This window comes from Rahnella sp. EDr1-12, assembly GCF_049206505.1.
Taxonomy (GTDB): Bacteria; Pseudomonadota; Gammaproteobacteria; order Enterobacterales; family Enterobacteriaceae; genus Rahnella; species Rahnella rivi.
This window is the reverse complement of the sequence record NZ_JBLZNY010000001.1, coordinates 178,737-205,541: the sequence shown is the minus strand read 5'-3', so window position 1 is coordinate 205,541 and position 26,805 is coordinate 178,737. Positions and strand designations below refer to the sequence as shown.

Sequence of the window (26,805 nt, the reverse complement as noted above, 5' to 3'; positions counted from 1 at the left end):
TGAAAAACCGCCGCCCGCTTAACGTACTCCGATAAGCGGGCGGCGATCGTTTTATCAACGCTGTGATGTAATCGGCTGAATTAACCGAAAAAAGCCCCTTTTATTGCCCGATCAAAAAGGGCGGGTGTCGTGTCTAATGGCTAGCATCAGACAGGTGTAAAGCCCAGCAGGCGGGACTCTGAGGGCTGAGGCCGTCCAAAAAAATACCCCTGGAACAGCGAACACCCTTCTTCTTTCAGACGCCGGAACTGCTCGTCGGTTTCCACGCCTTCGGCGGTGGTCTGAATATCCAGACTGCGGCTCATGCCGGTGATGGCGCGGATAATCGCCAGCGCTTCCGGACTGTCCTGCATATCATTAATGAATGACCGGTCGATTTTGATTTTGTCGAACGGGAATGACCGCAGATAGCTCAGTGACGAATACCCGGTGCCAAAATCGTCCAGCGCGATGCGGATGCCCAGCGCTTTCAGCTGGCGCAGCGTACCGACATTTCCCAGCGTGTTGTCCAGCAGCACGGACTCGGTGATTTCCACTTCCAGCCGTTCCGGCGCAAGCCCCGAGGCGGCCAGAGCCGATTCCACGACGGACACCAGCCCGCTGTTTTTGAACTGGATCGGCGAGAGGTTCACCGCCACGGTTTGATTTCCCGCCCAGGTGGCGGCCTCGCGACAGGCTTCATGCAGCGCAAAAGATCCCAGGCTGTGTATCAGGCCCGTTTCTTCGGCAATCGGGATGAAATCGACCGGCATGATCAGCCCGTTTTGCGGATGGTGCCAGCGCATCAGCGCTTCGTAGCCCATCACGGCATCGTGCCGCGCATCGGTGATCGGCTGGTAATAAAGACGCAGCTGATTGCAGGTTATGGCGTCGCGCAGATCCATTTCGACCACACGGCGTTTACGCGCGGCGGCGTCCATCTCAATGCGGAAATCTTCATAGCGGTTGCGGCCATTGCGTTTGGCTTCGTACAGCGCCATATCCGCGCAGCGCAGCAGCTGATCCGGGGAGTTATCCGTCGAATCTGCCAGCGCAATACCGATGCTCAGGCCGACCGACAACGAGTGACCGTCGATGATCACCGGCGGGCGCACCGATTCAATCAGGCGTTTTGAGATCTGATGCGCATCGGAGATATCTTTCAGCCCCGGCAGCACCACGGCAAACTCATCGCCGCCAATTCGCGCCAGCGTATCGTCATCACGCAGGGTCATGCGCAGCCGTTTGGCAATGGCGCGCAGCAGTTCATCGCCGACCTGATGACCGAGTGCGTCATTGACGTTTTTGAAGTTATCGAGATCCAGACACAGCGTGGCCGTATGCGTGTGGCTGTAACTGTCGTGTTGCAGGGCTTCGTTGAGGCGCTGACTGAACAGGATGCGGTTGGGCAGGCTGGTCAGATTATCGTGATGCGCCATGTGGTGGATACGCGCATGGGCAGCGTGCTGGTCGGTCACGTCGTCGGCGATCATCATGACGTAGCTGGTCTGCGGATCGTGCCCGCGGATCACCGAACTGGTGGTTTGCAGCGTGCGGTCACCCACGGCAGTCAGCAGTTGCTGCTCGCTTTTATGCACGCCTTCCGCCCGCAGACATTCGTCTGACTGCTTATTGATAAAGGTGCTCAGGCCGACGCCCATGCAGTCCTGCGGACGTTTACCCAGCATCTCTTCGCGCGAAATGCCCAGCAGACGTTCAGCCTGACGATTCACCAGCAAAATTTCCCGCGAGACAGCGTTTTCGACAATCACAGACGAAGGGATATTGGCGATCACCGTGTTGAGAAACTGGGTGAGGGCGGAGAGTTGCTCGCTGTTGGATTCTGCCAGGTCTTTGGCATACATCAGCGCCTGTTCATTTTCACGGCGTTCGGTGACGTCGCGGGTGATTTTGGCAAAACCGATGATGTTACCGGATTCACGCAGGGCTTCGATGATGACATGCGCCCAGAAGCGTGAACCGTCTTTGCGCTGTCGCCAGCCTTCGGATTCATAGCGGCCGGTTTCCCGTGCCGTCTCCAGCCCGTGCTGCGGCCAGCCACTTTTTTTATCTTCCTCGGTGTAAAAACACGAAAAATGCTTCCCGACCACTTCCTCAGGCGAATAGCCCTTAGCGCGCTGCGCACCGGCATTCCAGTTCGCCACGGTGCCATCGGGTTTCAGCATGTAAATAGCGTAATCTTCTACGCGTTGAACCAGCAACCGATACAGTACGTCAGAATCTTCGTTCATTATATTTTGCCTGCTAGCTGGCCGCCTCTGTGCGGGATCCTCCCAAATCAGAGTCCGGCTAAATAGTGCGCCTGTTCCCGACGCATTTCTGCTGTGATGTGCGGTGAAACGTTAGCATAAGATAATTCTCAGTTCGTCAAATTTTGCCTCTAACGTGCTTAAAATTAAGCCTTTTTAGCAAAAAGATCGGCCTTAAGTGAAATTTCACTTTTGGTCTGAAAGAGGCGTAAAAGTTATCGGCAGTAACCTGCCAGGCTTTAATGAAAGGGCACAAAAAGCTTAAGGGTTTGTAAGGCAATTGAGGGGAGTTGGTCAGGCAGAAATAAGAAAGCCGCAACAGGTTGCGGCTTGACATAAAAAGGGCATTTCAGGCAGGGCAAACGCCGCCTTATTTTAGCGCAGGATCGCGGTCGGAGAGCGCCGCGGAATAATATGGCCCGTCAATGACCGACTCGCGCAAAATAACGTCGGAGGTAAACTGATTCTGTTGCGATAAATACCCGCCATCGAGCATCGAAATAATCTGGTTAATCACTTCGCTGACCATATCGCTGACCGGATCTTTCACACTGGAGAGCGCGGGAATTAAAAACGGCGCAGTAGGAATATTATCAAAACCTATTACCGAGACCTGCGCAGGTACCGCGACGGCGGCGTGGCTGAGCTGTTTCATTGCGCCGATCGCCATGTCATCGTTGCTGGCAATCAGCGCGCTGAACGTGACGCCACGGGCGAGAAGGGTATCGACCGCCGCTGCACCGCTGGCCGGTGACCATTTCCCGGCCACGATCAGGTCTTCCTTCACCCCGATCCCGGCGGAGATTAAGGCGTCTTTATAACCCGACAGACGTTCAGTGGCGGTCGGGGAATCCATTGAACCGGTAATAAACGCAATATCGCGATGACCGCGTTCAATCAATGTACGGGTGGCCTGAAAACTCGACCCTTTATGATCACAATAAATACAGTGGCTCTGATGTTTTCTCAGCTTACGGTTCACCACCATCACCGGTTTTTTATATTTATCGATGATCACGTCCATTTCATCGACCGTTAAAAAGCGCGGATAAATAATGATGCCGTCGCAGCGTAAATCATGCAGGAAATCGATCGCCTCGCGCTCTTCGGCGGCGCTGTTTTTGCCGTCCACCAGGATCAGCTGCCGCCCGTTGGCGTCCAGTTTTTTGGCGGCCTGCGAGATCAGTTCACTGAAATAATTGCCGTTATACAAGGTGTTGGTGACCACCAGGCCGATGCACATCGATTTGCTGGTCGCCAGATTACGGGCCAGTAAATTCGGGCGATAGCCGGTTTCTTCGATGGCTTTAAAAACCTGATCTTTTGTTTCCTGGGTCACATAGCCTTTCCCGGAAAGTACCCGCGAAACCGTGGCTTTTGAGACGCCTGCTCTTGACGCTACTTCCTGCATTGTCGACATCAGGCACACCTGAAAAATAAAAATGATTCGCTATTCTACACATTTCGTCAGTTTTTCGAGGATTTCGACGCGCGAAGCCACCGCATGGAGATCGTCATCACAAAAATGAAATAGCGTTGTTACTTTTTATTGAAGTCAGCATCAGAACTGAACATTCTCGTATGTAACCGGTTACCTATTGTTTCATCCACCGACTCAAAAAGCGCGAATAACAGCATTTAACGCTCACAGCATCATTCATAACCCTATGAATTCGAGAGAGTTGTCACTCATGTCAAAGAATTTTGCAGCAATGTCACAGTCGATCGTCAGTGCCCTCGGCGGCGCGGACAACGTCGCGGCGGTTACGCACTGCATGACCCGTTTACGTTTTGTGCTTAATGACGCCTCGCGGGTTGATGGCGCAACCCTGAAAAACATCACCGGGGTGATGGGGGTCGTGCGTAATGAAAATCAGTGTCAGGTGATCATTGGCAACAACGTGTCGCAGGCCTATGCCGAAGTACAGAAACTGTTGCCGGAAGGCGTATCGGGAGCAAATCTTGCGCCGGTAAAACGGAAAATTACCTTAAAAAGCATTGGGTCGGGGATTCTTGACGCACTGATTGGTACAATGTCGCCGCTGATCCCGGCGATCATCGGCGGCTCTATGGTAAAACTGCTGGCGATGATGCTCGAGATGACCGGCGTACTCGAGAAGGGCGCGTCTACCCTGGTGATTCTCAACACTATTGGTGACGGCGCGTTCTTCTTCCTACCTGTGATGGTCGCGGCTTCGGCAGCGGTAAAATTCAAAACCAATATGTCGCTGGCTATCGCCATTGCCGGTGTGCTGCTCCATCCGGCGTTTATCGATCTGATGGCGAAAGCGGCTGCCGGGCAAAAAGTCGAATTTATCGGCATCTCCATCACGGCGGTGAAATACACCTACACCGTCATTCCCGCGTTGTGCATGACCTGGATGCTGTCTTATATCGAAAGATGGGTTGACCGCATTACACCTGTCGTGACCAAAAACTTCCTTAAACCGATGCTGATCATGCTGATTGCCGCACCGATCGCCATCGTCATTATAGGCCCGCTGGGGATCTGGATCGGCACCGGCATTTCTGCGGGCGTGTATACCGTTCACCACTATCTTGGCTGGCTTTCCGTCGCCATCATGGGGGCGGCCTGGCCGCTGCTGGTGATGACCGGGATGCACCGGGTGTTTACGCCGGGCATCATTCAGACCATCGCCCAGACCGGCAAAGAAGGCATGGTGATGCCGTCCGAAATTGGTGCCAACCTGTCCCTTGGCGGGTCTTCGCTGGCCGTCGCGTGGCGCACCAAAAATCCGGAATTACGTCAGACCGCGCTGGCCGCTGCCGCTTCGGCAATCATCGCCGGCATTTCTGAACCGGCACTCTACGGTGTCGCGCTGCGGCTGAAACGCCCGCTTATCGCCTGTCTTATCAGCGGATTTATCTGCGGCGGCGTGGCCGGGCTCGGCGGGCTCGCCAGCCACTCGATGGCCTCACCGGGGCTGTTCACCAGCGTCCAGTTCTTCGATCCGTCGAACCCGATGAGCATCGTCTGGGTATTTGGCGTGATGATTCTGGCGATTGTGATTTCCTTCGTCACCACGCTGTTGCTCGGCTTTGAAGATATTCCGGTGGAGACGGCGCAGCCTGACGCTCAGCAGCCGACGGACACCCCGCAATCCAGCCCCTTTGCCGCCGGGCAAAGTGCGCTAAAAACACATTAAAGACCCTACAGAAGAGGACTTTCTCATGGCAGCATCACCATTTCCTGACGGCTTTTTATGGGGCGGCGCGATAGCCGCCAATCAGGCCGAAGGTGCCAGCTTTGAAGGCGGAAAAGGCCTGACCACGGTGGATATGATCCCGCACGGCCAGCACCGGCTGGCGGTGAAAACCGGTCAGGAAAAACGTTTTTCGCTCAGAGACGATGAGTTTTATCCTGCCCATCAGGCGATTGATTTTTACCATCGTTACAAAGAAGACATCGCGCTGATGGCGGAGATGGGCTTTACGGTATTCAGAACCTCGATCGCCTGGAGCCGTCTTTATCCGAACGGTGACGAACTGACGCCAAACGCCGAAGGCATCGCGTTTTACCGTGACGTGTTTGCCGAGTGCAAAAAGTACGGCATCGAACCGCTGGTGACGCTGTGCCACTTCGACGTGCCGATGCATCTGGTGATCGAATACGGCTCGTGGCGTAACCGTAAAATGGTGGAGTTTTTCGCCCGCTACGCACGCACCTGCTTTGAAGCCTTTGACGAGCTGGTGAAATACTGGCTGACCTTCAACGAGATCAACATTCTGCTGCACAGCCCGTTCTCCGGCGCCGGTCTGGTGTTCGAAGAAGGGGAAGATCAGGAACAGGTGAAATATCAGGCCGCGCATCATGAGCTGGTTGCCAGCGCCCTGGCGACCAAAATTGCTCATGAAGTGAACCCGCAAAATCAGGTCGGCTGCATGCTGGCGGGCGGTAATTTCTACCCGCGCACCTGCAAACCGGAAGACGTGTGGGCGGCGTTGCAAAAAGATCGCGAGAACCTGTTCTTTATCGACGTCCAGGCGCGTGGCGAATATCCTTCTTATACCCGCCGCGTCTTCGCGCAGAAGGGGATAACCATTGCGAAAGAGCCGGGGGATGACGACATTCTGAAAAACACCGTCGATTTTGTGTCGTTCAGTTATTACGCATCCCGCTGCGCCTCGGCAGACATGAACGACAATAACAGCAGCGCAGCAAACATCGTTAAATCACTGAAAAACCCGCATATCGAGGTCAGCGAATGGGGGTGGGGCATCGACCCGCTCGGCCTGCGCATCACCATGAACATGATGTACGATCGCTATCAGAAACCGTTATTTCTGGTGGAAAACGGGCTGGGTGCGAAAGATGAAATTAACGAGCGTGGCGAAATCGATGATGATTACCGCATCAGCTATTTGCGTGAGCATATTCAGGCGATGGGCGAAGCCATTACCGACGGTATTCCGGTCATCGGTTACACCTCGTGGGGCTGTATCGATCTGGTGTCGGCATCCACCGGTGAAATGAGCAAACGCTACGGTTTCGTGTATGTCGATCGTGATGACAGCGGCAACGGTACGCTGGAGAGAAAACGTAAGAAATCGTTCTGGTGGTATAAAAAGGTGATCGCCAGTCACGGAACGGATTTGCAGTAATCTGACCGGGTAAATATTCAGGCCAGCGCCATGCTGGCCTTTATTTTGGCGCATCCTTTATGACACTCTGTGGTGTTTTAAATACTGGTCATCCTCTTATACAATCACTTAATGAATGATGGCTAACAGCTTTGCCCACTCCTCAACCTGTGAACGGTATATAAACTCAATAATATCGGTATCATAAAGTCTCATGCCTTTAATTTCTAATACAATGCAGGGGTAGTTTACAGGCATATGTCTGACCAGTTCATTTTCAATTTCACCGGCTTCAAGCATTGGCGGAAAACCGTCATCAATATATAAATAATCTTTCGTCATCCATTCTCTGTATTCGGATTCATTATTTAATAGTTTCATCGTGATTACTCATGTTTTCTGTAATGACAGACAGCGTTATGCTTTTCATTCTACGCAGGCATAACCCTCAACGATATCTTGTGTGTTAGAGGAAATATGACCATCTGACAGGTAGGCATAGGCGTAGGCACTGACATCGAAACTGGAAATATCAGAAGACCAGAAGACAACGCCTGAATGCGGCATATCTTCCACACTTTCTCCCCATTCTTCCCACAAAGAGGTGCCGGGTGCGTGACGGACATGTTGTCCGGCGGAGAGTTCATCCAGCTTAGGCAGACGCAGCCCCTGATTTTCACACGCTTTTTTGGCGTCCGGCCAATTTTTGCCGGAGGTACTTGCGGTGTAAAAACGCTCAGGGGAGAAAATAATGGACGCTCTTTTCTCATTATGTCTGGCCATAATACGCACCGCGCCTTTTGTTTTAAATGTCACCAGTCCGCTGTTCGAGACTGTCGCGATGGCACTGTTACTGGTGGTCCAGTCTAACTGGTCAGCCAGGTTATCTGTTTCCATTTGTACTTCGGCACCGGCAAAGGCGGTGTGTAAACTGCTATCGCCACTCACGGTTAATCGCGCGGAGGGATTATTCGGTGCAACGATATATCCCACAATATTGATAGCGTGCGGGTTTACCGGTCCGTCAGGAATATTATCCGAATTGTCATAACTGCTGATATCGCTGATCTGAAGGGGAGTATTTGCCTGAGGAAAACCGGTAACCGTTTTCGGGGTAATGTTCACACCGATGACACAGCCCTTGTCGGCGGGCCTGATAACATAATTTGTCGTGCCTTGTGACAGCGTTCGCTTATTATTCGCCGCATCCAGACATATCCATTCGACAGAAGGGAGGGTCACATCATCATCACCTTCATCATCATTAAAACGCCAGGATAAAGAAATACTGTCATTGATTTCGAGTTCGTCATTATCGCCAATAATATCGTTATCCCGCGTGATATTTATCGTTTCGGGAAGGTCTTTATTATTGTAAATCACAGGCGCTGTACCGGCGACGATGCCCGCTGACCCCGTCATAACTTCTGCGGTTGCCATGAATGAGACGCCGAGATAGGTTGCCACTAAAAAAGCGATCCCGGTGACGTTGGGTTTATTCATTTTCATTTTTTACACCATAACAGCGGGAGTCTGTTTATTCAGTAAAGGGAAATAAACCGGGCGGTCGTCGCCCGGCTTATTCAACGCCGGGAAAGATTATTTTTGACGCTTACCGGATTTTAATGTGGCTTTCACTTTTGCGGTGTAATCCACTTTCAGCTGATAACCCTGAATACCGTCCGGGCCGGCGCTGGCGAAGACGTTCTTCGCATCCGCGTTGGTTAATGGCAGTTTCAGATCCTTGTTATCGGTTGAGCTGACGGCCGCACCTCCTGCTGTACCCGCCGTTGCCGAGGTACCGTCGAAGGTCCACACGTAGCTGTAGTTAGAGGAAGCATCCACTTCACCGGCATCCATGACGTTGTTGTTGTTGGTGTCATACCAGATTTTGAACTGATAGCTGTGGCCAAGGATCAGCTGACTGTTCGCTTTGCCAATCAGGTTAGTGCCAGGATCGGCTGCATCGACAATCATGGTTGACACAGTTCCGCCAACGACCGGACCGTCAGGGATATTATCTGTGGTGTCATTTTTACTGATATCCTGAATGGTGAGGGTTTCTCCGACCGCTGGGATACCCGTCGAGGTGGTTTCAATGATCGTCACGCCAAGATAACGTCCGGCATCGGCCTGCGCGAGCGTATAGTCGGCGTTGCCGTCAGCAGCGGTGATATCCTTTTTGTCGCTCTGACCGTCTGACGTGGTGAACCATTTAATGGTTTTTTCACTGGCGTCCGTATCCCCTTCGGCGTCTTTTAAAACATAACTCAGGGTGACTTTATCTCCGACGGCCATTCCCGTGACAGAGCCACTTTCATGTCCGTTGGAAAAGGAGACGCTGTGATCGACGGCACCCGCACCGGTACCGGTGAGAACAGGTTTGGTACCCATTATCTGACCCGCGCTGGCGGTGGTATCCGCAACGGCAAACTGTGAACAGCTCGCAAATAACAGGGTGGCGAGTAATGTTTTATTGAAATTTTTCATAGGTAATAAAGACTCTTGTTAATGAGATAATCTTAAACTCTGAATGAAGCTGCCAGTTATTATCGGGTTCGTAATGACTCAACGGATTTCAACCCTTCCTGCGTCAGCTGGTAATCCACTTTTAATTCATAACCCTGAATACCTTCTGCTCCGGCACCGGCGAAAACGCTCTTCGCCATAGCATTGGTGGCTGGCAGAATAAGGCTATGGTTGTCTGTCGCGGAAACGGCAAAGCCGCCCGGCGTTCCCGCCGGCGTGACCCCGGTAAATTGCCAGCGGTAATTCATCAGCGACGATAATGGCGTTGACGAGGTATCAGAAATAGTTTCCCGGTCACTGGCATCCCACTGACCATTGTTATTACTGTCGTAGGCGACCCTGAATAAATATTCATGGCCTAACTGAAGGGTATTTCCCCGGGTAGCCGTCAGATTAATATCCGGGGCTGCTTTATCCACAATAGCGGTATAAAACATGGTGTCAGCCGGGGAGAAATTAATCAGCACCGCATTGGTCCGTTGTGTTTCTTTATTTTCTGGTGATGCGACAATGGTATAAACGCCGCTCATGGTGCTGCTGACCGCGGCTTTTCCATTATCCGGAGAACGGGTGTAGAAAAGACAAGGTGTTGCTGCGTCGCATTTTTCTTTTGATGCGTGAATCACCACTTCGCTGCTATGACTTTTATCTTCCATTTTGTAAGCACGGAACGTCATATTCAGATCTTCTGCATTAATTGGTGTCGTTTCACCTGCCAGCCCTGCAATTTTGCTCCCGCTGGCTTCTAAATCGACCACACTTTTACCGTCAGACAGAACTTTGGTGGCTTTCTTCTCCTCACCGGCATCATTAATCACCAGCTGATAGGAAGAAGGGGCTTCCGAAACGATTATATCCACTGCGTTTGACTGCTTGCTGCGCCCTTTATCGTCGAGCAGCATCACCGAGAGCTTATATTTATTGGCATCAGGATCCGGTGAATCCACCCAGGCCGGGAACGTCAATGTCCAGTGGTTATTGGTGCCTGCGCTGATATTTTGGTCAGGAGATAACGCGGGTAAACCTAACTGTGTTTCCGGATTAAACGCGCCAGAGGGGATCCAGCGCGCTTCTTTAATCGCCAGATGTGAGGAAATGGAAGCATTTACGGTCCAGTGACATCCTTCATAGGCCTGTGCTTGCTCCGGGGTATCAGCAAGAATACATTGTACTGCGGTGCCCGTCGGTTTGAGGTACAAACCGATATCCAGATCGTTTTTTTCGCGGTATTCGAGAACGATGTGATTATTACGATCGACGAAATCCATCCGGCTGCCGGCCAGCGTTCTCATTTGCGACACGGCGGAAGGATCCAGTTGTTTTGAAATGGGCACGCCGATGCGGTAATCCAGCGCGAGTTCGGCGGTCACTTCATCGCTATCAGAATTCCCTTTTTTATACCCCACGCCAAGGGTGACCATGGGAACCGGCGTATAATCTGCGCCCAGCGTGACCGCGGAAGGGTCTTTTTGCAGATCATCAGTGCCAAATAGCGCCACTTCGTCACCGTAATACTTTTCATAAACCAGTGACGAACCAAGCTGAGGATAGGCAGGTAAATAAGCCTGCACACGCATATCCCAGCCCCTTGCCGGGCGTTCTTCATAATTTTCCAGATCGCGGGAATCCTTCCATGAAGATAAAGGCAGATAATAGTTACCGCTGAGCTTTAAAAAGTTTGTCCAGGCCTCACCACCAAAACCTATACGCCGGTGATGCCGGGTAATATCGTAATCATAGAAAGTATTGGCACCAATCATCCAGTCCTGGCTGAGATTATGACGAATTCCGGCACCCAGGTTAGCTATTGTCCTGCCATCGGTATTATGAGCAGAAATTTGATTGAAAAAGAGATTATCCTTTCCCTCAATGATCGGAATGAGATAATCCAGTGACGAGCCGTCAAGGCTTCCGTCATCATCGAGAACGAATTGTGTACTGATATGCCCGTAGGGAGAAAGTAAAGATTCGGCTTGCGCCTGTGCCGCGCCGCTGGCTATTCCTTTTCCGTACTGGAATAACTGTGATTTCAATCCTTCAGGTGTCAGATTTTGAAAATTTTGTTGCGCTTCACTCGTCGCCATTTGCGCCGTCTTCGAGGCCCAAATATCATTCTCAGCCGGGTTATTTTTTGTCTCGCTTTGATCTGCGTCGTCAGATGATTCGGCACGGCTGCCGAGATCAGGCAACGGAATATTATCAGAGGCCTGTACTGTCTCTGCAGGAATTTGACAAAATAAAGATATTGCCAATGAATAAAAAATAAATTCTTTCATCATATTATTAACCGATAATACGGGGCAAGTTCTTAAAAAAAAGAATGATTGAGTATCCGCAATCAGATATTACTCTGGCTTTGCGCGGGTAAATTGTATTCCATGTGGGTGGATGAAGCAGATCTTAACAACAATGGGTTTTTACAACAACGTCCGTTTTTGGACAGTTGAGCGGACTAACCGAATGAGAGATAAGAATTTTTTTATCGAAGTGATCTCTCGCTTCCACAGCGCAGGACAGCGTGAATTTTTCAGTGATGAAGTTGTTTTTATTTAAAATCAGTGAGTTAAGTAATTTTTTAAAACGAGAAATATCAGAGGCTTTTGCGCAAAGATTTTGGGTGATTGACAACTATTCAGAACGAACATAACCCGCAGTCAGAATGATTTTGGCAGTTTTCTTAATATACTTATCAGCTTGCCACTTTCTATTTTTATATATTCCCCTTGCCGCAGGTGAGATAATATTTTCATTATTCCGCTGCGCGCCAGATGACTACGCTCTAAAATAAAAGTAGGGACATTGATTTTGGTTTTTATCTCAGAGGGAACCTTATCCAGTTCAAGTAACAGGGCGCGCACGATTTCGTAAGAAGTCTTATTAATGAGCATGTTTGTTCGGTACGCGTGGTAATCATTGAAATAGGACTGGCAGATCAGCAGTTCTTCAAGAAGTGAGTTTGCATTTATAATCCGGATAACAGAGGATAAAGGCAGTGTTTCTAATACACAGTCAGGGCGGGAAATGAACTTATAGATACTGTCGCGATAGGGTGAACCTTGCATCCCGAAAATAGCGGGGGCGCGGGCAGTGGCAAATAGCATATTATCCGCGTTGCGGTAAATATCCACTGTACCTTCAATCACAAGCACGACCTGAGAATCACCTTGTTCATTATGCAGTTTAACCTCTCCTCCGGCGTGGTCGGGCAGTAATGGCGCAGATAATTGTTTGAATAACCCGATTAATTTAATGATTGTTTTAACGGGCTTTTGCATAGGATGATGACCTGAAGTCGACATTTTTTCAGACAGGTATTGAGTGTTCATTCCGCCTCTGATTTATTTAAAATTGACTTTCCCTGTTCAGGCGGAAGTCTACCACGGCGGAGGAGAATTGCCATGGACTTAACACGTCAGGCGTTGTTGATTAATCTTTATAACCTCCGTTGTTGCTACGGATGTTATAAAAAAGCAGAAATCTAATTTCTGAAAAATAATGTCATCATGGGTTAATGTGCATTAAAAAAGGAAACATTATCCTGCGGTACTCGCACGCACCTTCAGCTTTCCTGCCATGCGTACGCACGTTGCTGCGTCTTCTCCTGAACAAATATATTCCACCGCCTGACGGCCCAGTTCGACATAAGGCAACTGTACGCTGGTCAGTTTCGGGGTCATCTGATCGGCAATACGCTGATCGTCATATCCGGCAACCAGAATGTCCTGCGGAATACGCAGATGCAGTTCGGTCAGCGCCTGATAACAGCCGAGTGTCATCCAGTCGCTGGAGCAAAAAATCGCATCGGGCGGTTCCGGCAGTTTCATCAGTGCCAGCGTTGCCTGATAAGTTTCATTCAGCGACCAGTTGGTTGCCATCACCCGCCGTTCATCATAAGGAATACCCGCGTGTGACAACGCTTCGCGATAACCTTCACGGCGCATTTCGCAGGCCTCCATCCAGTTATCCCCCATGATATGCGCAATGCGTGTCGCCCCCTGTTCGATGAGGTGGCGGGTGATCTGCAACGCGTTAGCGCGGTCGTCGGGCAGGAAGGAGGGCAGCAGCGGGAAGGCGCGATCGTAGACATTGAGCAGCACAACGGGAAGCGAGGTCTGGTTGGCGAATACCGAAAAATCAATCGCCTGCGTAACGGGAGAGGCGATGATGATGCCCGCACAGCGGCGCTGATTCAGCTGCGCAATGATACGCACCGCCAGCCCGATATCATCGCCATAATCATAGACGGTCAGCAGCGTATCGTGCCGCCACGCGGCTTCACGGGCTTCGCTCAGCGCATCAACAAAGGGATCGTAACTCGGCATGGCGTTGAGCAGCAGGGCGATCTCTTCCTGCCCGTTATCACGGTGCGGCGCAGGCATTTTTTTATAGCCGAGCGACAGGGCAGTATCGAACACCCGCTGACGGGTTTCTTCGCTGAGTTTTATGGCGCGTGAGTTGTTTAAAATAAGCGAAACCGTTGCCTGTGAAACTCCCGCTTCACGTGCGATATCACTCATTGTCACCTTGTTTTTTTTCTCCATCCGCCTTTCCCCGTCACCCTGTTTTATGCCCGGCGCACTATATCACAGCACACATTTTTGCCAGACCACCCGCGCGCTTGCCTGAAAAGAGTGTGATCCCACTGGCAGAACCCGCCCACCGCATTTGCAGCCTGGCCGGTTTGATAATAACTATTAGCTAATATTATTAGCAATGGCATGTTACCGGCAACCGGACAAGGAGAACAGAATGAAAACCCAGTGGAGCGAACAACAGGCAGCAGAATGGGAAAAGCAGCAAGGGTGGATTTGCGGATTCAACTACCTGCCGCGCACGGCGATAAACTGGACAGAACTCTGGCAGCGCGAAACGTTTGACGCGCCGACCATTGATCAGGAGCTGGGCTGGGCGCACCAGGCCGGTTATAACCAGCTGCGCATCAATCTGCCGTTCATCGTCTGGCAGGACGATCGCGACGGTTTGCTGGCGCGGATTGATCAGTTCCTGAGTATCGCCGCGCACCATCAGATCAAGGTGATGCTGACGCTGATGGACGATTGCGGATTCTCCGGTGACGAGCCGTTCCTTGGCCCGCAAAAAGCGCCGGAGCCGGGCAAACATAACAGTCAGGCGGCGGCCAGTCCGGGGCGGGATGTGGTGTGCGATCGCGACCGTTGGCCGGAAATAGAGCGCTATGTGCGCGATATTATTCGTCATTTCCGCACCGACGCGCGCATCGCCATCTGGGATTTATACAACGAGCCGGGCAACCGTGGCACCTTTGCCACCGGGCTTGAAGAAGTGCTGTATGACGAAAAACTTGAGGTTTTTGCGCTCGAACTGATGCAGCGGGCGTTTGTCTGGGCGCGGGAGGAGGATCCGGTTGCGCCGCTGACCGTCTGCGCATGGCATTTCCCGCAAGACCCGGATCAGCCGGAAAGCGAGTTTTTCACCCATCCGGTCGATGTTGCCGCCGCGCAGCTCTCTGACGTCATCAGTTTCCATGCCTACGTCGCCACGCCAAAGCTTTTGCAGGCGCTGCGGTTCTGGCAAAAATTCAACCGCCCGGTGCTGTGTACCGAATGGCTGGCGCGCCACGTGGGCAGCGTGTTTGAAGAACAACTGCCGCTGTTCAGCGCCTTTAACGCGGGCTGTTATCACTGGGGGCTGGTGCGGGGTAAAACGCAGACCACACTGCCGTGGCCTTCGGTGCGCAAGGGGAATCAGGATTACGCCCACTTATGGTTCCACGATGTGCTTGATGAATACGGCATTCCGTTCCGCCGTGCCGAAATGGATCTGGTTCGCCGTTTAACACGCATGAAATAATCTTTTCAACAGCCGCACAGGGACGTGCGGGCGATTCACGAATCTTCAGTGCTTACCCCTTCCTTTCATCAGCAGCCATAAAAACCACGGTGCGCCGATCAGCGCGCACAGCAGCCCGGCGGAAACCGGCCACGGCCAGGCGATGTTACGGCCCAGCCAGTCGGCGATCACCATCAGCAAAGCGCCAAACAGTGCCGCGACCAGACATTGCGCGCGGAAACGGATTGCGCCGCTGTAGCGGGCCAGCTGCGGGGCGATCAGCCCGACAAAACTCAGCGGGCCGATCAGCAACGTGCCGCCTGCGGTCAGCGCCGCCGCCAGCAGCAGGATCAGCATATTGCTGCGCCGCAGCCCGATGCCGAGCGCCCGCGCGGTGGGATGCCCGAGGCTGAGCAACTGCACCCAGCGCTGCAACAGCAAGGCCAGCGGGATCAATAGCAGCGCCTGACCCGCGCCCCAGACCGCACGTTCTGCGGTGATGCCTGCGGTGGATCCGGTGCTCCAGTTGAGCAACATCATCGCGCGCGGGTCGCCGCTCATCAGCAACAGCATACTCAGCGCCATGCTCAGATGGGTCAGACACAGCCCGACCATGACCATCGACTGTGGCTGAAAGCGCGAGCGTAACCCGAACATAAACAGCAACAGTGTCGCCAGCAAACTGCCCGCCAGCGCAGCCGGAAACAGCGACGACAGCGGCTGATTAAACAGGACAACCATCAGTACCACCGTAAGCGATGCGCCGCTGCTGATGCCGAGCAGTTCCGGGCTGGCGAGGGGGTTGCCGCTCTGCCGCTGGATCAGCACCCCGGCGACCGCCAGCATCGCCCCTGCGCTGAGTGCGCCGAGCATGCGCGGCCAGCGCCATTCCAGCAGCGCCCGGAACGCAGCGCCTTCCGGCGACCGGTTAACCAGCAACGAAACGACGATCCCGCCCAGCAACATCAGCAGCAAGATCCGCAGCCGGGCGCGGGTCAGCGTGCGTGCGTGCGGTGCGCTGAACGGCGACGGCGTGATCAGCGGATTGCGCTGGCGAAACAGCAACACCAGCATCAGCGGTGCGCTGAGTAATCCCGAGAGCGCACCGGTCGGCAGATCGCCCCCGGCAGGTGACAGAAACTGTGCCAGCTGATCGACCAGCGTCAGCAACAGCGCGCCACACAGCGGCACCCACAGCATCTGATGCCGGAATGAACGCACGCCGGTCAGCCGCACCAGAGCCGGAGCGGCCAGTCCGACAAAACCGATAATGCCAAGCTGACTGGTGACCAGCGCACTGAGCGCCACGGCGACGGCAAGGGTGGCGATACGTACTTTCACCACCGAAACACCGAGCGCACCGGCGCTTTGGTCGGAAAGGCCGATCAGCGCCAGCGGCCTTGCCAGCAGGGCGCTCAGTGCCATCAGTATCAGCAGCGGCAGCAATAAAAACTGCGTCGCCTGCCAGCCGCTCTGGCTGAGTGAACCGGCCTGCCAGCTGAACAAATCACTGAGATAATCATGGTTGAACAACACCATCAGCGTGTTGAGGGCATTGCCGTACAGGCTGATGACCATGCCGGTGAGGATCACTTTCAGCGGATCCAGCCCCTGACGGGCGATCAGCAGATAGAGCACCAGCGCGGTCAGCGCCGCACCCGCCAGCGCCAGATTGGTAAGGCCGACAACCAGCAGGCCGGGGAACACAATCATGCTGGCGGACATGGCGAGATTGGCACCGGCGGCAATGCCGAGCGTCGCGGGTTCGGCCAGCGGATTGCGCAATACCTGCTGAAAAAGCAGGCCCGCCATCGCCAGCGCCATTCCCGCCAGCACGCCGATCGCCAGACGCGGTAAAAAACTGTAATGCAGCAACAGGTTGGCGGTTGCCGGAGAAGGCGTATTGCCAGAACGTGAAAGATTACTGAACAGTAAAAATGCGCACAGCAGCGTCAGTAGCAGCGCGAACAGCCACGGGAGCAAAGCACGGTGTTGTTTATGCATCGCCCGTTGCCTCTTCCAGTGCCGCCGTGATGTGCTGCGCCAGACTCACCGCCGTCGCCAGACCGCCAAACGGGAAGAAGTGCGACAGTTCTCTGGCCCGGCCGGCGGCCACCAGCGGTAACTGCTGCCACATACCCTGCGGCTGACGCAGCCGCGAAACGCGGGTCAGCGTGGTCGGCAGTTCGGTATAAAACAGCCAGTCCGCCGGTAACGACACCAGTTTCTCAATGCCCACATTGGCGGTGCCCATCGCGCCGACCGGCTGCGTCCAGGCATTGCGTAACCCGAGCTGAGTGAGCAGCGCATCGGGCAGGCTGTTGCTGCCATACACCGTGGCGTATTTCCCGTCCTGACTGCGTACGGCGACCAGGATCCGTTGCCCGGCGGCATGCGCGATGCGCTGTTTGCAGCGTTCGATCGCCACCGCGGACGTCTCTGTCAGGCGGGCGGCGCGGGGGGAGATCGCCAGTTGTTGCCCGAGTTCCGCCGTGAAGTTCAGCAAGGCTGACCAGAGCGGCCCGGCAGAAGGATAGACCGACACCACCTGCAACGGCGCGATGCGTTGCAGGCTGTCGAGGAGGGCAGGCGCAAGCCTGTCGCTGAGAATGAGTCCGGGTTTCAGGGCGGCGATAAGTTCCAGATTCGGCTCCCAGTAGGGGCCGATATCCTGAACCTCTGCCGGTAACACCGGCGTGGCAATCCGGCGGCGAAAATAACCGCCGTCAGATACCGCGAGCGGCGTAATACCGAGCGAAAGCAGGGTTTCCGCCGCCAGCCAGTTGATGGCAACGATACGGTGATCCGCAGGCGCCGCCAGCGCCGACGCTGCATCAAGCAGCGGCAGCGCCAGTAACGCCTTCAGACAGTCGCGCCGGCTGAGTAACAGGCCTGACATCAGAAGCTGTATTTCAGCGAGCCGATGAACGTGCGTTCCTGCCCCGGATAACAGCTGGTGTCGTCGTCGCAGGTGCCGACATAGTCATGATCCAGCAGATTCTGAATATTGAAACCGACAGAAACATGCTGATTAACCTGATATTTCGCCCCGGCGTCGATCAATGCAAAGTTCTTCACCGGCACGGTATTGGCGTTATCGCCGTACATGCTGCCGACATAGCGCACGCCGGTGCTCAGCAGCAAACCGTCAAGCACGCCCTGATGGAAGCCGTAATTCAGCCAGGTGGAAGCCATGTGTTTGGGCACGTTGGCCTGCTCGTTGCCGCGGTCGCCGTTGTTACTGGCGGTGATTTCGGTTTCGGTGTAGGTGTACGACGCCAGGACATCGAGATTCTGCGTCAGCTTCACCGTGCTTTCCGCTTCCACGCCTCGCGAGCGAACTTCGCCGGAAGCCACCTGATAACCGGTGATCACATTATTGACGATCTCGTTGGTCAGCACGTTACTTTTGGTGATATCAAACGCTGCCAGCGTCATCAGCAGGTCCGGGTCCGGCTGATATTTCACGCCGACTTCGTACTGGTGCGCCTTACTCGGATCGAACGTGCGGTTCTGGCTGTCGGTTCCGCTGTTTGGCACGAAAGATTCGGCATAGCTGATGTACGGCGCAAGCCCGTTATCGGCCAGGTACGTCAGCCCGGCACGGCCTGTCCAGGCGCCTTTATCCAGCCAGCTGGTGCTGTCGTTGAGATTATTTTGCGTGCGCATACTGATGTCATCGTGGCGGCCGCCTAAGGTCAGCAACCATTTTGGCGTCAGTGAAATCTGATCCTGCATATACAGGCCGAGCTGCGCGGTGGTCTGATCGTTATTGTTCAGGGCATAGGTCGGGTCGGCGATATTCTGGCCATACACCGGGTTGTAGATATTCAGCGCCGGGGCGGCGGCCCCGAAGCGTTTGGCATTGCCATCAAGGCGGCTGTAATCCAGCCCGGTTAACAGACGGTGCGTGACGGAGGCGGTGGAGAAATCCGCCTGCAACTGGTTGTCGATATTGAACGCATTCATGTGCTCGTCAAAACGAATCGCATTGCGCGACACCGTACCGGCGTTGAAATTCACCGCGCCCGGCAGCAGGTTATTCAAAATCGTGTCAGTCTGGCCGTAACGCACGTTCTGGCGCACCTGGAAAATATCGTTGAACTGATGGCTCAGCTCATACCCGACGGTGAACTGTTCCTGACGAAAACGGTTATAGCTGTAATCGCCGAGCAGGGTATCGGTGACCTTGCCGCCCGGTTTGGTCAGCACGGCGATGGTGCCGCCGGAGGTGTCACGCAGATAATCGGCGCGCACGGTCAGGCTGGTATCGGCGTCCGGCAGCCAGGTCAGAGAGGGGGCGAGATAGACGCGGTTATCTTCCACATCCGGGCCGTCGCGGTACTGGAACTGCGTGTCGCTGTCACGGGCCAGGCCGATCACGCGGTACAGATAATGGCTGTCATCATCGATTTTATCGCTCATATCAAACTGCGCCTGACGGCGGTTAAAATTGCCCAGCTCGACTTCCACGTCATGCACGCCCTGCGCCGACGGCAGCTTGCTGATGCGGTTCACAATACCGCCCGCGTCGCCCAGACCGAACAGCGTGGATGAAGGCCCGCGCACAATATCAATCCGTTCCAGCGCGTAAGGTTCGGTGCGGAAATAGCTGTAACTGTTGTTGAGCTGGCGCAGGCCGTCGCGGTAATCATTGGTGGTCAGGGCGTTAAACCCGCGAATGTAGATCCAGTCATAGCCTTTAGGGTCCACACCGTAGGTTTCGGTTTTGACGCCTGGCACATAACGCAGCGCTTCGGTGACGCTTTGCACGTTCTGTCTGTCCATCCGTTCACGGGTAATGACTGACACGGACTGAGGCACTTCCAGCAGCGGCGTGTCGGTTTTGGTGGCGGAGTTGCTTTGCTGCGGAATAGCAGAATAGGGGCCGGTCTGCCCGGTGACCGTCAGCGTGTCGGCGGCCGCAGGCTGCGGCGCCACCACCACGGTGTCGTTGTCGAGGCTGTAACCCAGGCCGCTGCCGCCCAGCAGACGGCCAAGTGCCGCTTCCAGCGTCATGTTTCCCTGTACCGCGGGGGCATTTTTTTGTGCGACGGAGTCCGGTGCGGCAATCAGTTGTACGCCTGCCTGCTGTGCCAGCGCATTAAGCGAGGTGAGAAGCGGCTGGGCAGGCAGTGAAACCGGCAGCGTGGCTGCCGCCATAACCCCCGGTGAACAGACGGCGAGCGCGATCGCGGTCAGGCCAGTTTTGAAACGCGTACCCTGATAAAACGAAGAAATGGTCATGCGGATATCCCCAGAAATAAATCAAATAAGAATCATTATCCTTTCTGAAGACGAGACTGACGCCAAAACCCTGACGTCGTCTCAGGAATATTTTTACTTTATTTTTGATCGGGTCCTTCAGCGCCTGCGGATCTGCGTCTCGCCTGCCTGCAGATTGATTTTCACCGGCAACACTTTGGGCAGGGCGCGGGCAAAACTGTCCGGACGATAGACGTTAAAACTGCCGCTGATGCGCAGGGCGGCAACCTCCGCCGATCCCGCCACGTAAGGCATATCGCCGTAGCGGGCGAATTCCGCCAGCGCCAGACGCAGCGGCGTGTTATTGAAATTAATGCGTGACTGCCGCCAGTCTGCGATAGCGTCCGGCGCAACCGGTGGCTGACGGGTGAGATTTCCGCGGATATCGCTGGTGGCGCGCTGCGTAGCGCCCAGCACCATCAGATGACGGTCCTGCCCGGTCAGATGCAGTGCGGCCATCGCCCGCCAGCGCATATTTTGCAGCCATGCGCGCGGGCCGACGCGCACGGCGCCGCTGCTGACCGCGACATCCACACCGTCGCCGCTCATCGACTGCGGGATATAGCGCACGCTGAAGCGGGTGCCAAGCACCGTGACGCGGGAAGGGCCGCTCAGCACCACAAAGGGTTTGTCCTCAAGATGCTTCACGTCAAAAAAAGCCTGCCCCTGACGGAGCGTGACTTCACGCCGCTGCGGGTAATACGCCACGTCGAGCCGGGTTTGGGCATCGAGTGTCAGCACGGTGCCATCCGGCAGGGTGATCTGTTGCGTTTCACCGCGTCCGGTATGCAGCTGGGTGGTCATCACCGGCGGCGACAGCCACTGCCAGGCAGGCCACATCAGCACCAGCAGCAGCGCACACGCCAGACCGGCCAGGTGCCAGACCGGGCGGCGCAAAGCCTGAGGCCGCGCGGCGGGCAGTGAAGCACGCAGACGCGCCACGTTTTTCTGCGGCAATTCACCGACCTGCTGCCACACCTGCTGCATGGCGCGGTATCGCGCGGCGTTGTCGGCCTGCGTCAGCCAGCGTTCAAATTCAGCGCGTTCCCCGGCGGACAGCCCGGTCTGCTGTTGACTCAGCCAGCGGACGGCCTGCTCATCGGTCTGCATATGTGGATCCCTGGCGCTATTCATCAAGGCCATCCTTATTCTTGTCTCGGGCGTGCTGGCCGGAATGCTCCTGCTGCCAGATGTCGTTACTGTTCCGGCAGGCCAACATGGCGCGGATAATGTGTTTTTCGACCATATTGATGGAGATCCCCATCTGGCGCGCGACCTCTTTCTGCGACAGGCCGTCAAAGCGGTGCAGAATAAAGGCTTCACGGCAGCGCGGCGGCAGGCCTTCAATGGTGCGGGTCATCAGTTCAGTATACTGATTTTCTTCGATTAATTCGTAAGGTTGCAGATAAGAAGGCGCCGCAAATTGCTCCGCGTCCGTCTCATCAGCGGCGTCGCCGGACGCTATGTCAGGGCGGCGATAGTGATCGACCAGCAAATTGCGGGCGATACGGTACAGCAGGCTGCGGTGCGACCGTATGGGCTGGGTGACCGTCAGCGCCCGGATAAACGTTTCCTGCGCCATGTCTTCTGCATGTTCACGGTCACGGAGTTTCCGGTTTATAAACCGATATAATTCAGTGTAATACTTCTCGAAAGCAGGCACTTGATTCTCTGGTGATGAAGGACAGGGGGGCTTCTGCGATGCCTATATTACGCATAAATCCCCGCGCCTGGCATACTTAAATGATAATCATTCTCGAAAATAATCTGCCTAACTGGTCTGAATCTCTGCGCAGGCCGCCCTCCGGCACGCTTCTTGCTTCACCGCTGTTATCCTCCGGCGATCAGGTTCAACCATGACACTTTCTGCTCTCGATTTTGTACTGGCTTCCAAGAGAAGTGAAATCACCGGCCTGCAACAGTTGCTGCAAATGGGCAAACTGGTGGGAGCGGTCAGCCAGCTTATTCACGTCTTACAACGCGAGCGCGGCACGGCAAATATCTACCTGGGTTCGCAGGGCAAAACCTGGGGTGACCGGCTGAGCGAGCGGGCGCTTCAGGTACAGCTTGCTGAGCAGGCGGTCAGCCAGCAACTTGCGGCGCTCGATCTCCACGGACAACCGATGGCTAACGCCTCGCGGCTGTTCAGCCGGATTGCCGGCGTGTTGCATAGCCTGAGCACGCTGCCGTCGCTGCGCGCGCAGGTTCAGGCGCTGAGTATCCAACAGCCGGACGCCATGAGCCGTTACAGCGAGGTGATCCGCATTCATCTGGCACTGGTGTTTGAAGCTGCGGATACCTCCGGTGATCCTTCTGTCTCACGGGCGTTGTTGGCGATGTTCAGCTTTATGCAGGGTAAGGAACTGGCCGCTCAGGAGCGCGCGCTGGGTGCGGCGGGTTTTACGGCGCGCCACTTTGACGAGCAGACGCACCAGCAGTTACTGGCGCTGATCGAAAGTCAGGAGCGCTGTTTCCAGACATTCACCGAGTTTGCCGATCCCCGCTGTCTGGCGCTGTGGCAGCAACAGCTGAGCGCCGACAGCAGCGAGTTCGAGCGTTTTCGCCGTATTGCCTGCACCCGCGCAACACCTTCCGGCGAAGCCAGCGACGTGGCGTTGCGCTGGTTTGACGTCACCACCGCCCGCATCGACGGCATGAAAATTGTCGAGGATTTACTGGAAGATGTGCTGACCGAATGCTGCCGTCAGCGGATCCGCGATGCAGAACGTGCCGGAGAATTGCAGCAGCAGGAAATCGGCCAGATACCGCGCCATGACCCGCACTACGCCGCGCTGATCCCGCCGCAGCTCAGCCGTTCCGTCCTCGAACTGGTGGAGCAGCAATCCCGCCAGCTACAGGCGCAGGATGCTGAACTGGCCGGACTGCGCACCACGCTTGCCGAACGCAAAGTAGTGGAACGCGCCAAAGGCTTACTGATGCAACACCACGGCATGAGCGAGCCGCAGGCGCACAAGACGCTGCGCGACATGGCGATGAACCAGAACAAAAAGCTGTCAGACATCGCCGACGCGATGCTCTCGGTGGCGGCGGTATTGGGCAAATCCGCGTCCTAATCCTAAAGGAGTATCTGCACAATCTATGTGCCATACGGGTGTGCACCGCGGGCAGTGGCGGTGCACCGGAAAGCGCTGAACGCGAAGGGCACCCGCTAACCGGCTGATTTACCAGTGATGTCACAAGTTGGCACACAAGCTGCATTGTTTATCATCACAGCACTAAACCAATGGCGGTTTAGTCAGCATTTCGGATAAAGGCGTCCGTTAGCGTTCAGGAAACTGAGCGCTAACCGGACGCTTTTTTTTTGCTCATTTTTCACCTTACAGGAAGCCGTAATGACGCAAGACGACAACAACACAGTGGGCACATTCTCCCGCCGCCGTTTTCTGGCCGGCAGTGCAGTGCTGGGCGGCAGCATGATGATGCCGGGCTTTATGAACAGCGTCTGGGCGGCGGGCTCTGATGCGCCCGAGAAAAAAGAGATCCGCGTTGGTTTCATTCCGCTCACTGACTGCGCGTCAGTGGTGATGGCGGCGGTGAAAAAGTTCGATGAGAAATACGGCATCAAAATCATCCCCAGCAAAGAATCGAGCTGGGCGTCGGTGCGCGACAAACTGGTGTCCGGCGAGCTCGATGCCGCCCACGTGCTTTATGGCCTGGTGTACGGATTACAGCTCGGGGCCTCCGGTCCGCAGCACGACATGGCGATGCTGATGACCCTCAACAATAACGGGCAGGCGATCACCCTCTCAAACCAGCTGAAACAGGCGGGCGTCACCGATGCGGCCTCGCTGAAAAAAGTGGTGGATGCCAGCGCCAAAGGCACCTACACCTTTGCGCAGACGTTCCCCACCGGCACCCATGCCATGTGGCTCTATTACTGGCTGGCGAATGCCGGGATCCACCCGTTTAACGATGTGCGTAACGTCGTCGTACCGCCGCCGCAAATGGTGGTGAACATGAAAATTGGCAACATGAGCGGTTACTGCGTCGGAGAACCCTGGAACCAGCGCGCCATTTTAGATGACGTCGGTTTTACCGCCGCCACCACCCAGGAAATCTGGGCCGATCATCCGGAAAAAATCCTCGGTACCACTTCCGCCTGGGTAGCCGCGAACCCTAACGCCGCCCGCGCACTGACCGCCGCGGTGCTCGACGCCTCACGCTGGATAGACACCTCCGATGCCAACCGCATTGAAACCGCGCAGGGGGTGGCGGCGCGCGCCTACATCAATACCCCGGCGCAAACCATTCAGGGACGCATGCTCGGCGAGTACGACAACGGGCTGGGCAAAAAGTGGAAAGATGCCCACAGCATGCGCTTCTTCAACGACGGCGCGGTCAACTATCCGTACCTCTCCGACGGCATGTGGTTCCTGACGCAGCACAAACGCTGGGGGCTGATTGACAGCGATCCGGATTACCTGGCCGTCGCCAAAAAGATCAACCGCACCGACATCTACAAACAGGCCGCCACGGCGGTGGGCGGCATCAACATGCCTGCGGGTGATATGCGCAGCAGCACCTTGTTTGACGGAAAAGTGTGGGATGGCAGCAACCCCGCGCAATACGCCAACAGTTTTGCCATGAAACGTTAAGTGAGGCCGAAATGTCCATGAACCCGAAAACCAATATTGTCGCCCTGACCGCAGAGCCGGAAAGCGCGGAAATTCTGCCGCTGAACGCCGCGAAAGCCGCGCCGCCGCCGGTGGCGAAAGCCGCGACCGGCAGCAAAGGGCGTGAAATCCTGCGTCGCATGATGCAAAAACTCGTGCCGGGGCTGCTCGGCGCGATAGTGCTGATTGCTATCTGGCAGATTGCCGCACTCAGCAGCAAAGGGTTTCCGACGCCGCTGAAAACCTGGGACGCGGCGAAAATCATCTTTGCTGACCCGTTTTACATCGACGGCCCGAACGACATGGGCATCGGCTGGAACGTGCTGGCGTCGCTCAAACGCGTGGCGATGGGCTTCGGGCTGGCGGCGCTGGTGGGGATCCCGGCCGGGTTCCTGATTGGCCGCTTCCGTTTTATCGCCAATATGCTCAACCCGATCATCTCTTTACTGCGACCGGTCAGCCCGCTGGCCTGGCTGCCAATCGGTCTGCTGCTGTTTCAGCGCGCCGAACCGGCATCCGCCTGGACCATCTTTATCTGCTCAATCTGGCCGATGATCCTCAACACCGCCGAGGGCGTGATGCGCATTCCGCAGGATTATCTCAACGTGGCGCGGGTGCTCAAACTCAGTGAATTCACGGTGATGCACAAAATCCTGTTTCCTGCCGTGCTGCCGTACATCCTGACCGGCGTGCGTTTGTCCATCGGCATCGCCTGGCTGGTGATTGTTGCGGCAGAAATGCTCACCGGCGGCGTGGGGATCGGCTTCTGGATCTGGAACGAATGGAACAACCTCAACGTGGAAAACATCATCATCGCCATCCTGCTGATTGGCGTGGTGGGCATGCTGCTGGAGCAGGGGCTGATGGCCATTGCGCGGCGCTTCAGCTACGAAAACCGTTAGGAGCCTGACATGAAAAACGACAAAGCCATTATCCGCGTAGAAAACGTCACGCAAAGTTTCCCGACCGCCAAAGGGCCATTTCTGGCGCTCGACAACGTCAGTTTTGACATCGCACAGGGTGAAACCGTCAGCCTGATCGGTCACTCCGGCTGCGGAAAATCCACGCTGCTGAACCTGATTGCCGGGCTGAGCCGCCCGACCGAAGGCGTCCTGCTGTGTGACAACCAGGAGATTAACGGCCCCGGCCCGGAGCGCGGCGTGGTGTTTCAGAACCATTCGCTGCTGCCCTGGCTGACCGCTTTTGAGAACGTCGCGCTGGCGGTACATCAGGTATTCAAAGGCCAGATGAGCAAAAGCGACATGCAGGCATGGATCGAACACAACCTTGAGCTGGTGCATATGTCACATGCCATGCACAAACGCCCCGGTGAAATCTCCGGCGGCATGAAACAGCGGGTCGGCATTGCGCGCGCGCTGGCGATGAAACCCAAAGTGCTGCTGATGGACGAACCTTTTGGCGCGCTGGATGCCCTGACCAGAGCGCATTTGCAGGACGCGGTGATGGAGATCCAGTCACGCCTGAACACCACCATTTTGCTGATCACTCATGACGTGGACGAAGCGGTGCTGCTGTCTGACCGCGTGATGATGATGACCAACGGACCGGCGGCGAAAGTCGGCGAAGTGATGCAGGTGGCGCTCGAACGGCCGCGTTCACGGCTGGCGCTGGCGAACGATCCGAGGTTCCACCAGTACCGCCAGCAGGTATTGCAGTTCCTGTACGAAAAACACCAGGCCGTGGCCTGAGTCAGTGGT

General features: G+C 55.2%; 20 protein-coding genes. 7 read left to right on the top strand and 13 right to left on the bottom strand.

The features are described from left to right. Nucleotides 1-146: 146 nt before the first annotated feature. Both ACO0U8_RS00835 and ACO0U8_RS00830 read right to left on the bottom strand, forming a co-directional pair. Nucleotides 147-2,231 (bottom strand): putative bifunctional diguanylate cyclase/phosphodiesterase, encoded by a 2,085-nt coding sequence (locus tag ACO0U8_RS00835; protein ID WP_056777448.1) that lies wholly within the window; start codon nt 2,229-2,231, stop codon nt 147-149. 388 nt (nt 2,232-2,619) lie between these two features. Then, nucleotides 2,620-3,669 carry a LacI family DNA-binding transcriptional regulator gene (locus ACO0U8_RS00830; RefSeq protein WP_421670091.1) on the bottom strand — a complete coding sequence of 350 codons (1,050 nt, stop codon included), beginning with the start codon at nt 3,667-3,669 and terminating at the stop codon, nt 2,620-2,622. A gap of 271 nt (nt 3,670-3,940) precedes the next feature. On the opposite strand from ACO0U8_RS00830, the gene ascF reads away from it, so the two are divergent. Together ascF and ACO0U8_RS00820 are read left to right on the top strand one after the other, a co-directional pair. Beyond that, a complete protein-coding gene (gene ascF / locus ACO0U8_RS00825; protein WP_421670090.1) occupies nt 3,941-5,416 on the top strand; it encodes a PTS cellobiose/arbutin/salicin transporter subunit IIBC in 1,476 nt (491 codons plus the stop codon). A 25-nt stretch (nt 5,417-5,441) separates the two neighbouring features. Further along, nucleotides 5,442-6,872 carry a 6-phospho-beta-glucosidase gene (locus ACO0U8_RS00820; protein ID WP_421670089.1) on the top strand — a complete coding sequence of 477 codons (1,431 nt, stop codon included), beginning with the start codon at nt 5,442-5,444 and terminating at the stop codon, nt 6,870-6,872. Between the two features lie 108 nt (nt 6,873-6,980). On the opposite strand, the gene ACO0U8_RS00815 is transcribed toward ACO0U8_RS00820, so the two are convergent. The 6 genes from ACO0U8_RS00815 to ACO0U8_RS00790 all read right to left on the bottom strand — a co-directional run bounded on the left by ACO0U8_RS00815 (nt 6,981) and on the right by ACO0U8_RS00790 (nt 13,921). Beyond that, entirely contained in the window at nt 6,981-7,232 is a 252-nt protein-coding gene (locus ACO0U8_RS00815; protein WP_056777435.1) for a hypothetical protein, read from the bottom strand. 45 nt (nt 7,233-7,277) lie between these two features. Then, complete coding sequence (locus ACO0U8_RS00810; RefSeq protein ID WP_421670088.1) at nt 7,278-8,360, bottom strand: Ig-like domain-containing protein; 1,083 nt, start codon at nt 8,358-8,360, stop codon at nt 7,278-7,280. A gap of 90 nt (nt 8,361-8,450) precedes the next feature. After that, the gene (locus ACO0U8_RS00805) at nt 8,451-9,341 is read right to left on the bottom strand and encodes a SinI family autotransporter-associated protein (protein ID WP_421670087.1); all 891 of its coding nucleotides are present in this window, start codon (nt 9,339-9,341) and stop codon (nt 8,451-8,453) included. Nucleotides 9,342-9,400: 59 nt separating this feature from the next. After that, entirely contained in the window at nt 9,401-11,464 is a 2,064-nt protein-coding gene (locus ACO0U8_RS00800) for an inverse autotransporter beta domain-containing protein (protein WP_421670086.1), read from the bottom strand. A gap of 570 nt (nt 11,465-12,034) precedes the next feature. Next, a complete protein-coding gene (locus tag ACO0U8_RS00795; protein WP_421670085.1) occupies nt 12,035-12,706 on the bottom strand; it encodes a helix-turn-helix domain-containing protein in 672 nt (223 codons plus the stop codon). 207 nt (nt 12,707-12,913) lie between these two features. Then, complete coding sequence (locus ACO0U8_RS00790; RefSeq protein WP_421670084.1) at nt 12,914-13,921, bottom strand: LacI family DNA-binding transcriptional regulator; 1,008 nt, start codon at nt 13,919-13,921, stop codon at nt 12,914-12,916. 208 nt (nt 13,922-14,129) lie between these two features. On the opposite strand from ACO0U8_RS00790, the gene ACO0U8_RS00785 reads away from it, so the two are divergent. Next, nucleotides 14,130-15,209: a 1,4-beta-xylanase gene (locus tag ACO0U8_RS00785; RefSeq protein WP_421670083.1), complete on the top strand. Its 1,080-nt coding sequence runs from the start codon at nt 14,130-14,132 to the stop codon at nt 15,207-15,209. 45 nt (nt 15,210-15,254) lie between these two features. On the opposite strand, the gene fhuB is transcribed toward ACO0U8_RS00785, so the two are convergent. From fhuB to ACO0U8_RS00760, 5 genes are all read right to left on the bottom strand, one after another. Then, the gene (gene fhuB / locus ACO0U8_RS00780) at nt 15,255-17,192 is read right to left on the bottom strand and encodes a Fe(3+)-hydroxamate ABC transporter permease FhuB (protein ID WP_421670082.1); all 1,938 of its coding nucleotides are present in this window, start codon (nt 17,190-17,192) and stop codon (nt 15,255-15,257) included. Next, nucleotides 17,185-18,087 carry an ABC transporter substrate-binding protein gene (locus tag ACO0U8_RS00775; RefSeq protein ID WP_421670081.1) on the bottom strand — a complete coding sequence of 301 codons (903 nt, stop codon included), beginning with the start codon at nt 18,085-18,087 and terminating at the stop codon, nt 17,185-17,187. Before ACO0U8_RS00775 ends, fhuB begins: the two co-directional genes overlap by 8 nt. Next, nucleotides 18,087-20,435: a TonB-dependent siderophore receptor gene (locus tag ACO0U8_RS00770; RefSeq protein WP_056777414.1), complete on the bottom strand. Its 2,349-nt coding sequence runs from the start codon at nt 20,433-20,435 to the stop codon at nt 18,087-18,089. The genes ACO0U8_RS00775 and ACO0U8_RS00770 overlap by 1 nt, the downstream gene beginning before the upstream one ends. A gap of 117 nt (nt 20,436-20,552) precedes the next feature. Continuing rightward, complete coding sequence (locus ACO0U8_RS00765; RefSeq protein ID WP_390975405.1) at nt 20,553-21,587, bottom strand: FecR domain-containing protein; 1,035 nt, start codon at nt 21,585-21,587, stop codon at nt 20,553-20,555. Further along, entirely contained in the window at nt 21,580-22,116 is a 537-nt protein-coding gene (locus tag ACO0U8_RS00760) for an RNA polymerase sigma factor (protein WP_421670080.1), read from the bottom strand. Before ACO0U8_RS00760 ends, ACO0U8_RS00765 begins: the two co-directional genes overlap by 8 nt. A 193-nt stretch (nt 22,117-22,309) precedes the next feature. On the opposite strand from ACO0U8_RS00760, the gene ACO0U8_RS00755 reads away from it, so the two are divergent. The 4 genes from ACO0U8_RS00755 to ACO0U8_RS00740 all read left to right on the top strand — a co-directional run bounded on the left by ACO0U8_RS00755 (nt 22,310) and on the right by ACO0U8_RS00740 (nt 26,796). After that, nucleotides 22,310-23,527: a nitrate regulatory protein gene (locus tag ACO0U8_RS00755; protein WP_056777404.1), complete on the top strand. Its 1,218-nt coding sequence runs from the start codon at nt 22,310-22,312 to the stop codon at nt 23,525-23,527. A 279-nt stretch (nt 23,528-23,806) separates the two neighbouring features. Next, nucleotides 23,807-25,069 carry a CmpA/NrtA family ABC transporter substrate-binding protein gene (locus tag ACO0U8_RS00750; protein WP_421670079.1) on the top strand — a complete coding sequence of 421 codons (1,263 nt, stop codon included), beginning with the start codon at nt 23,807-23,809 and terminating at the stop codon, nt 25,067-25,069. Nucleotides 25,070-25,086: 17 nt separating this feature from the next. Continuing rightward, the gene (ntrB, locus tag ACO0U8_RS00745) at nt 25,087-25,989 is read left to right on the top strand and encodes a nitrate ABC transporter permease (RefSeq protein WP_421670078.1); all 903 of its coding nucleotides are present in this window, start codon (nt 25,087-25,089) and stop codon (nt 25,987-25,989) included. Between the two features lie 9 nt (nt 25,990-25,998). Next, on the top strand, nt 25,999-26,796 hold the full coding sequence (locus ACO0U8_RS00740; protein WP_056777394.1) for an ABC transporter ATP-binding protein: 798 nt from the start codon (nt 25,999-26,001) through the stop codon (nt 26,794-26,796). Nucleotides 26,797-26,805: the final 9 nt, after the last annotated feature.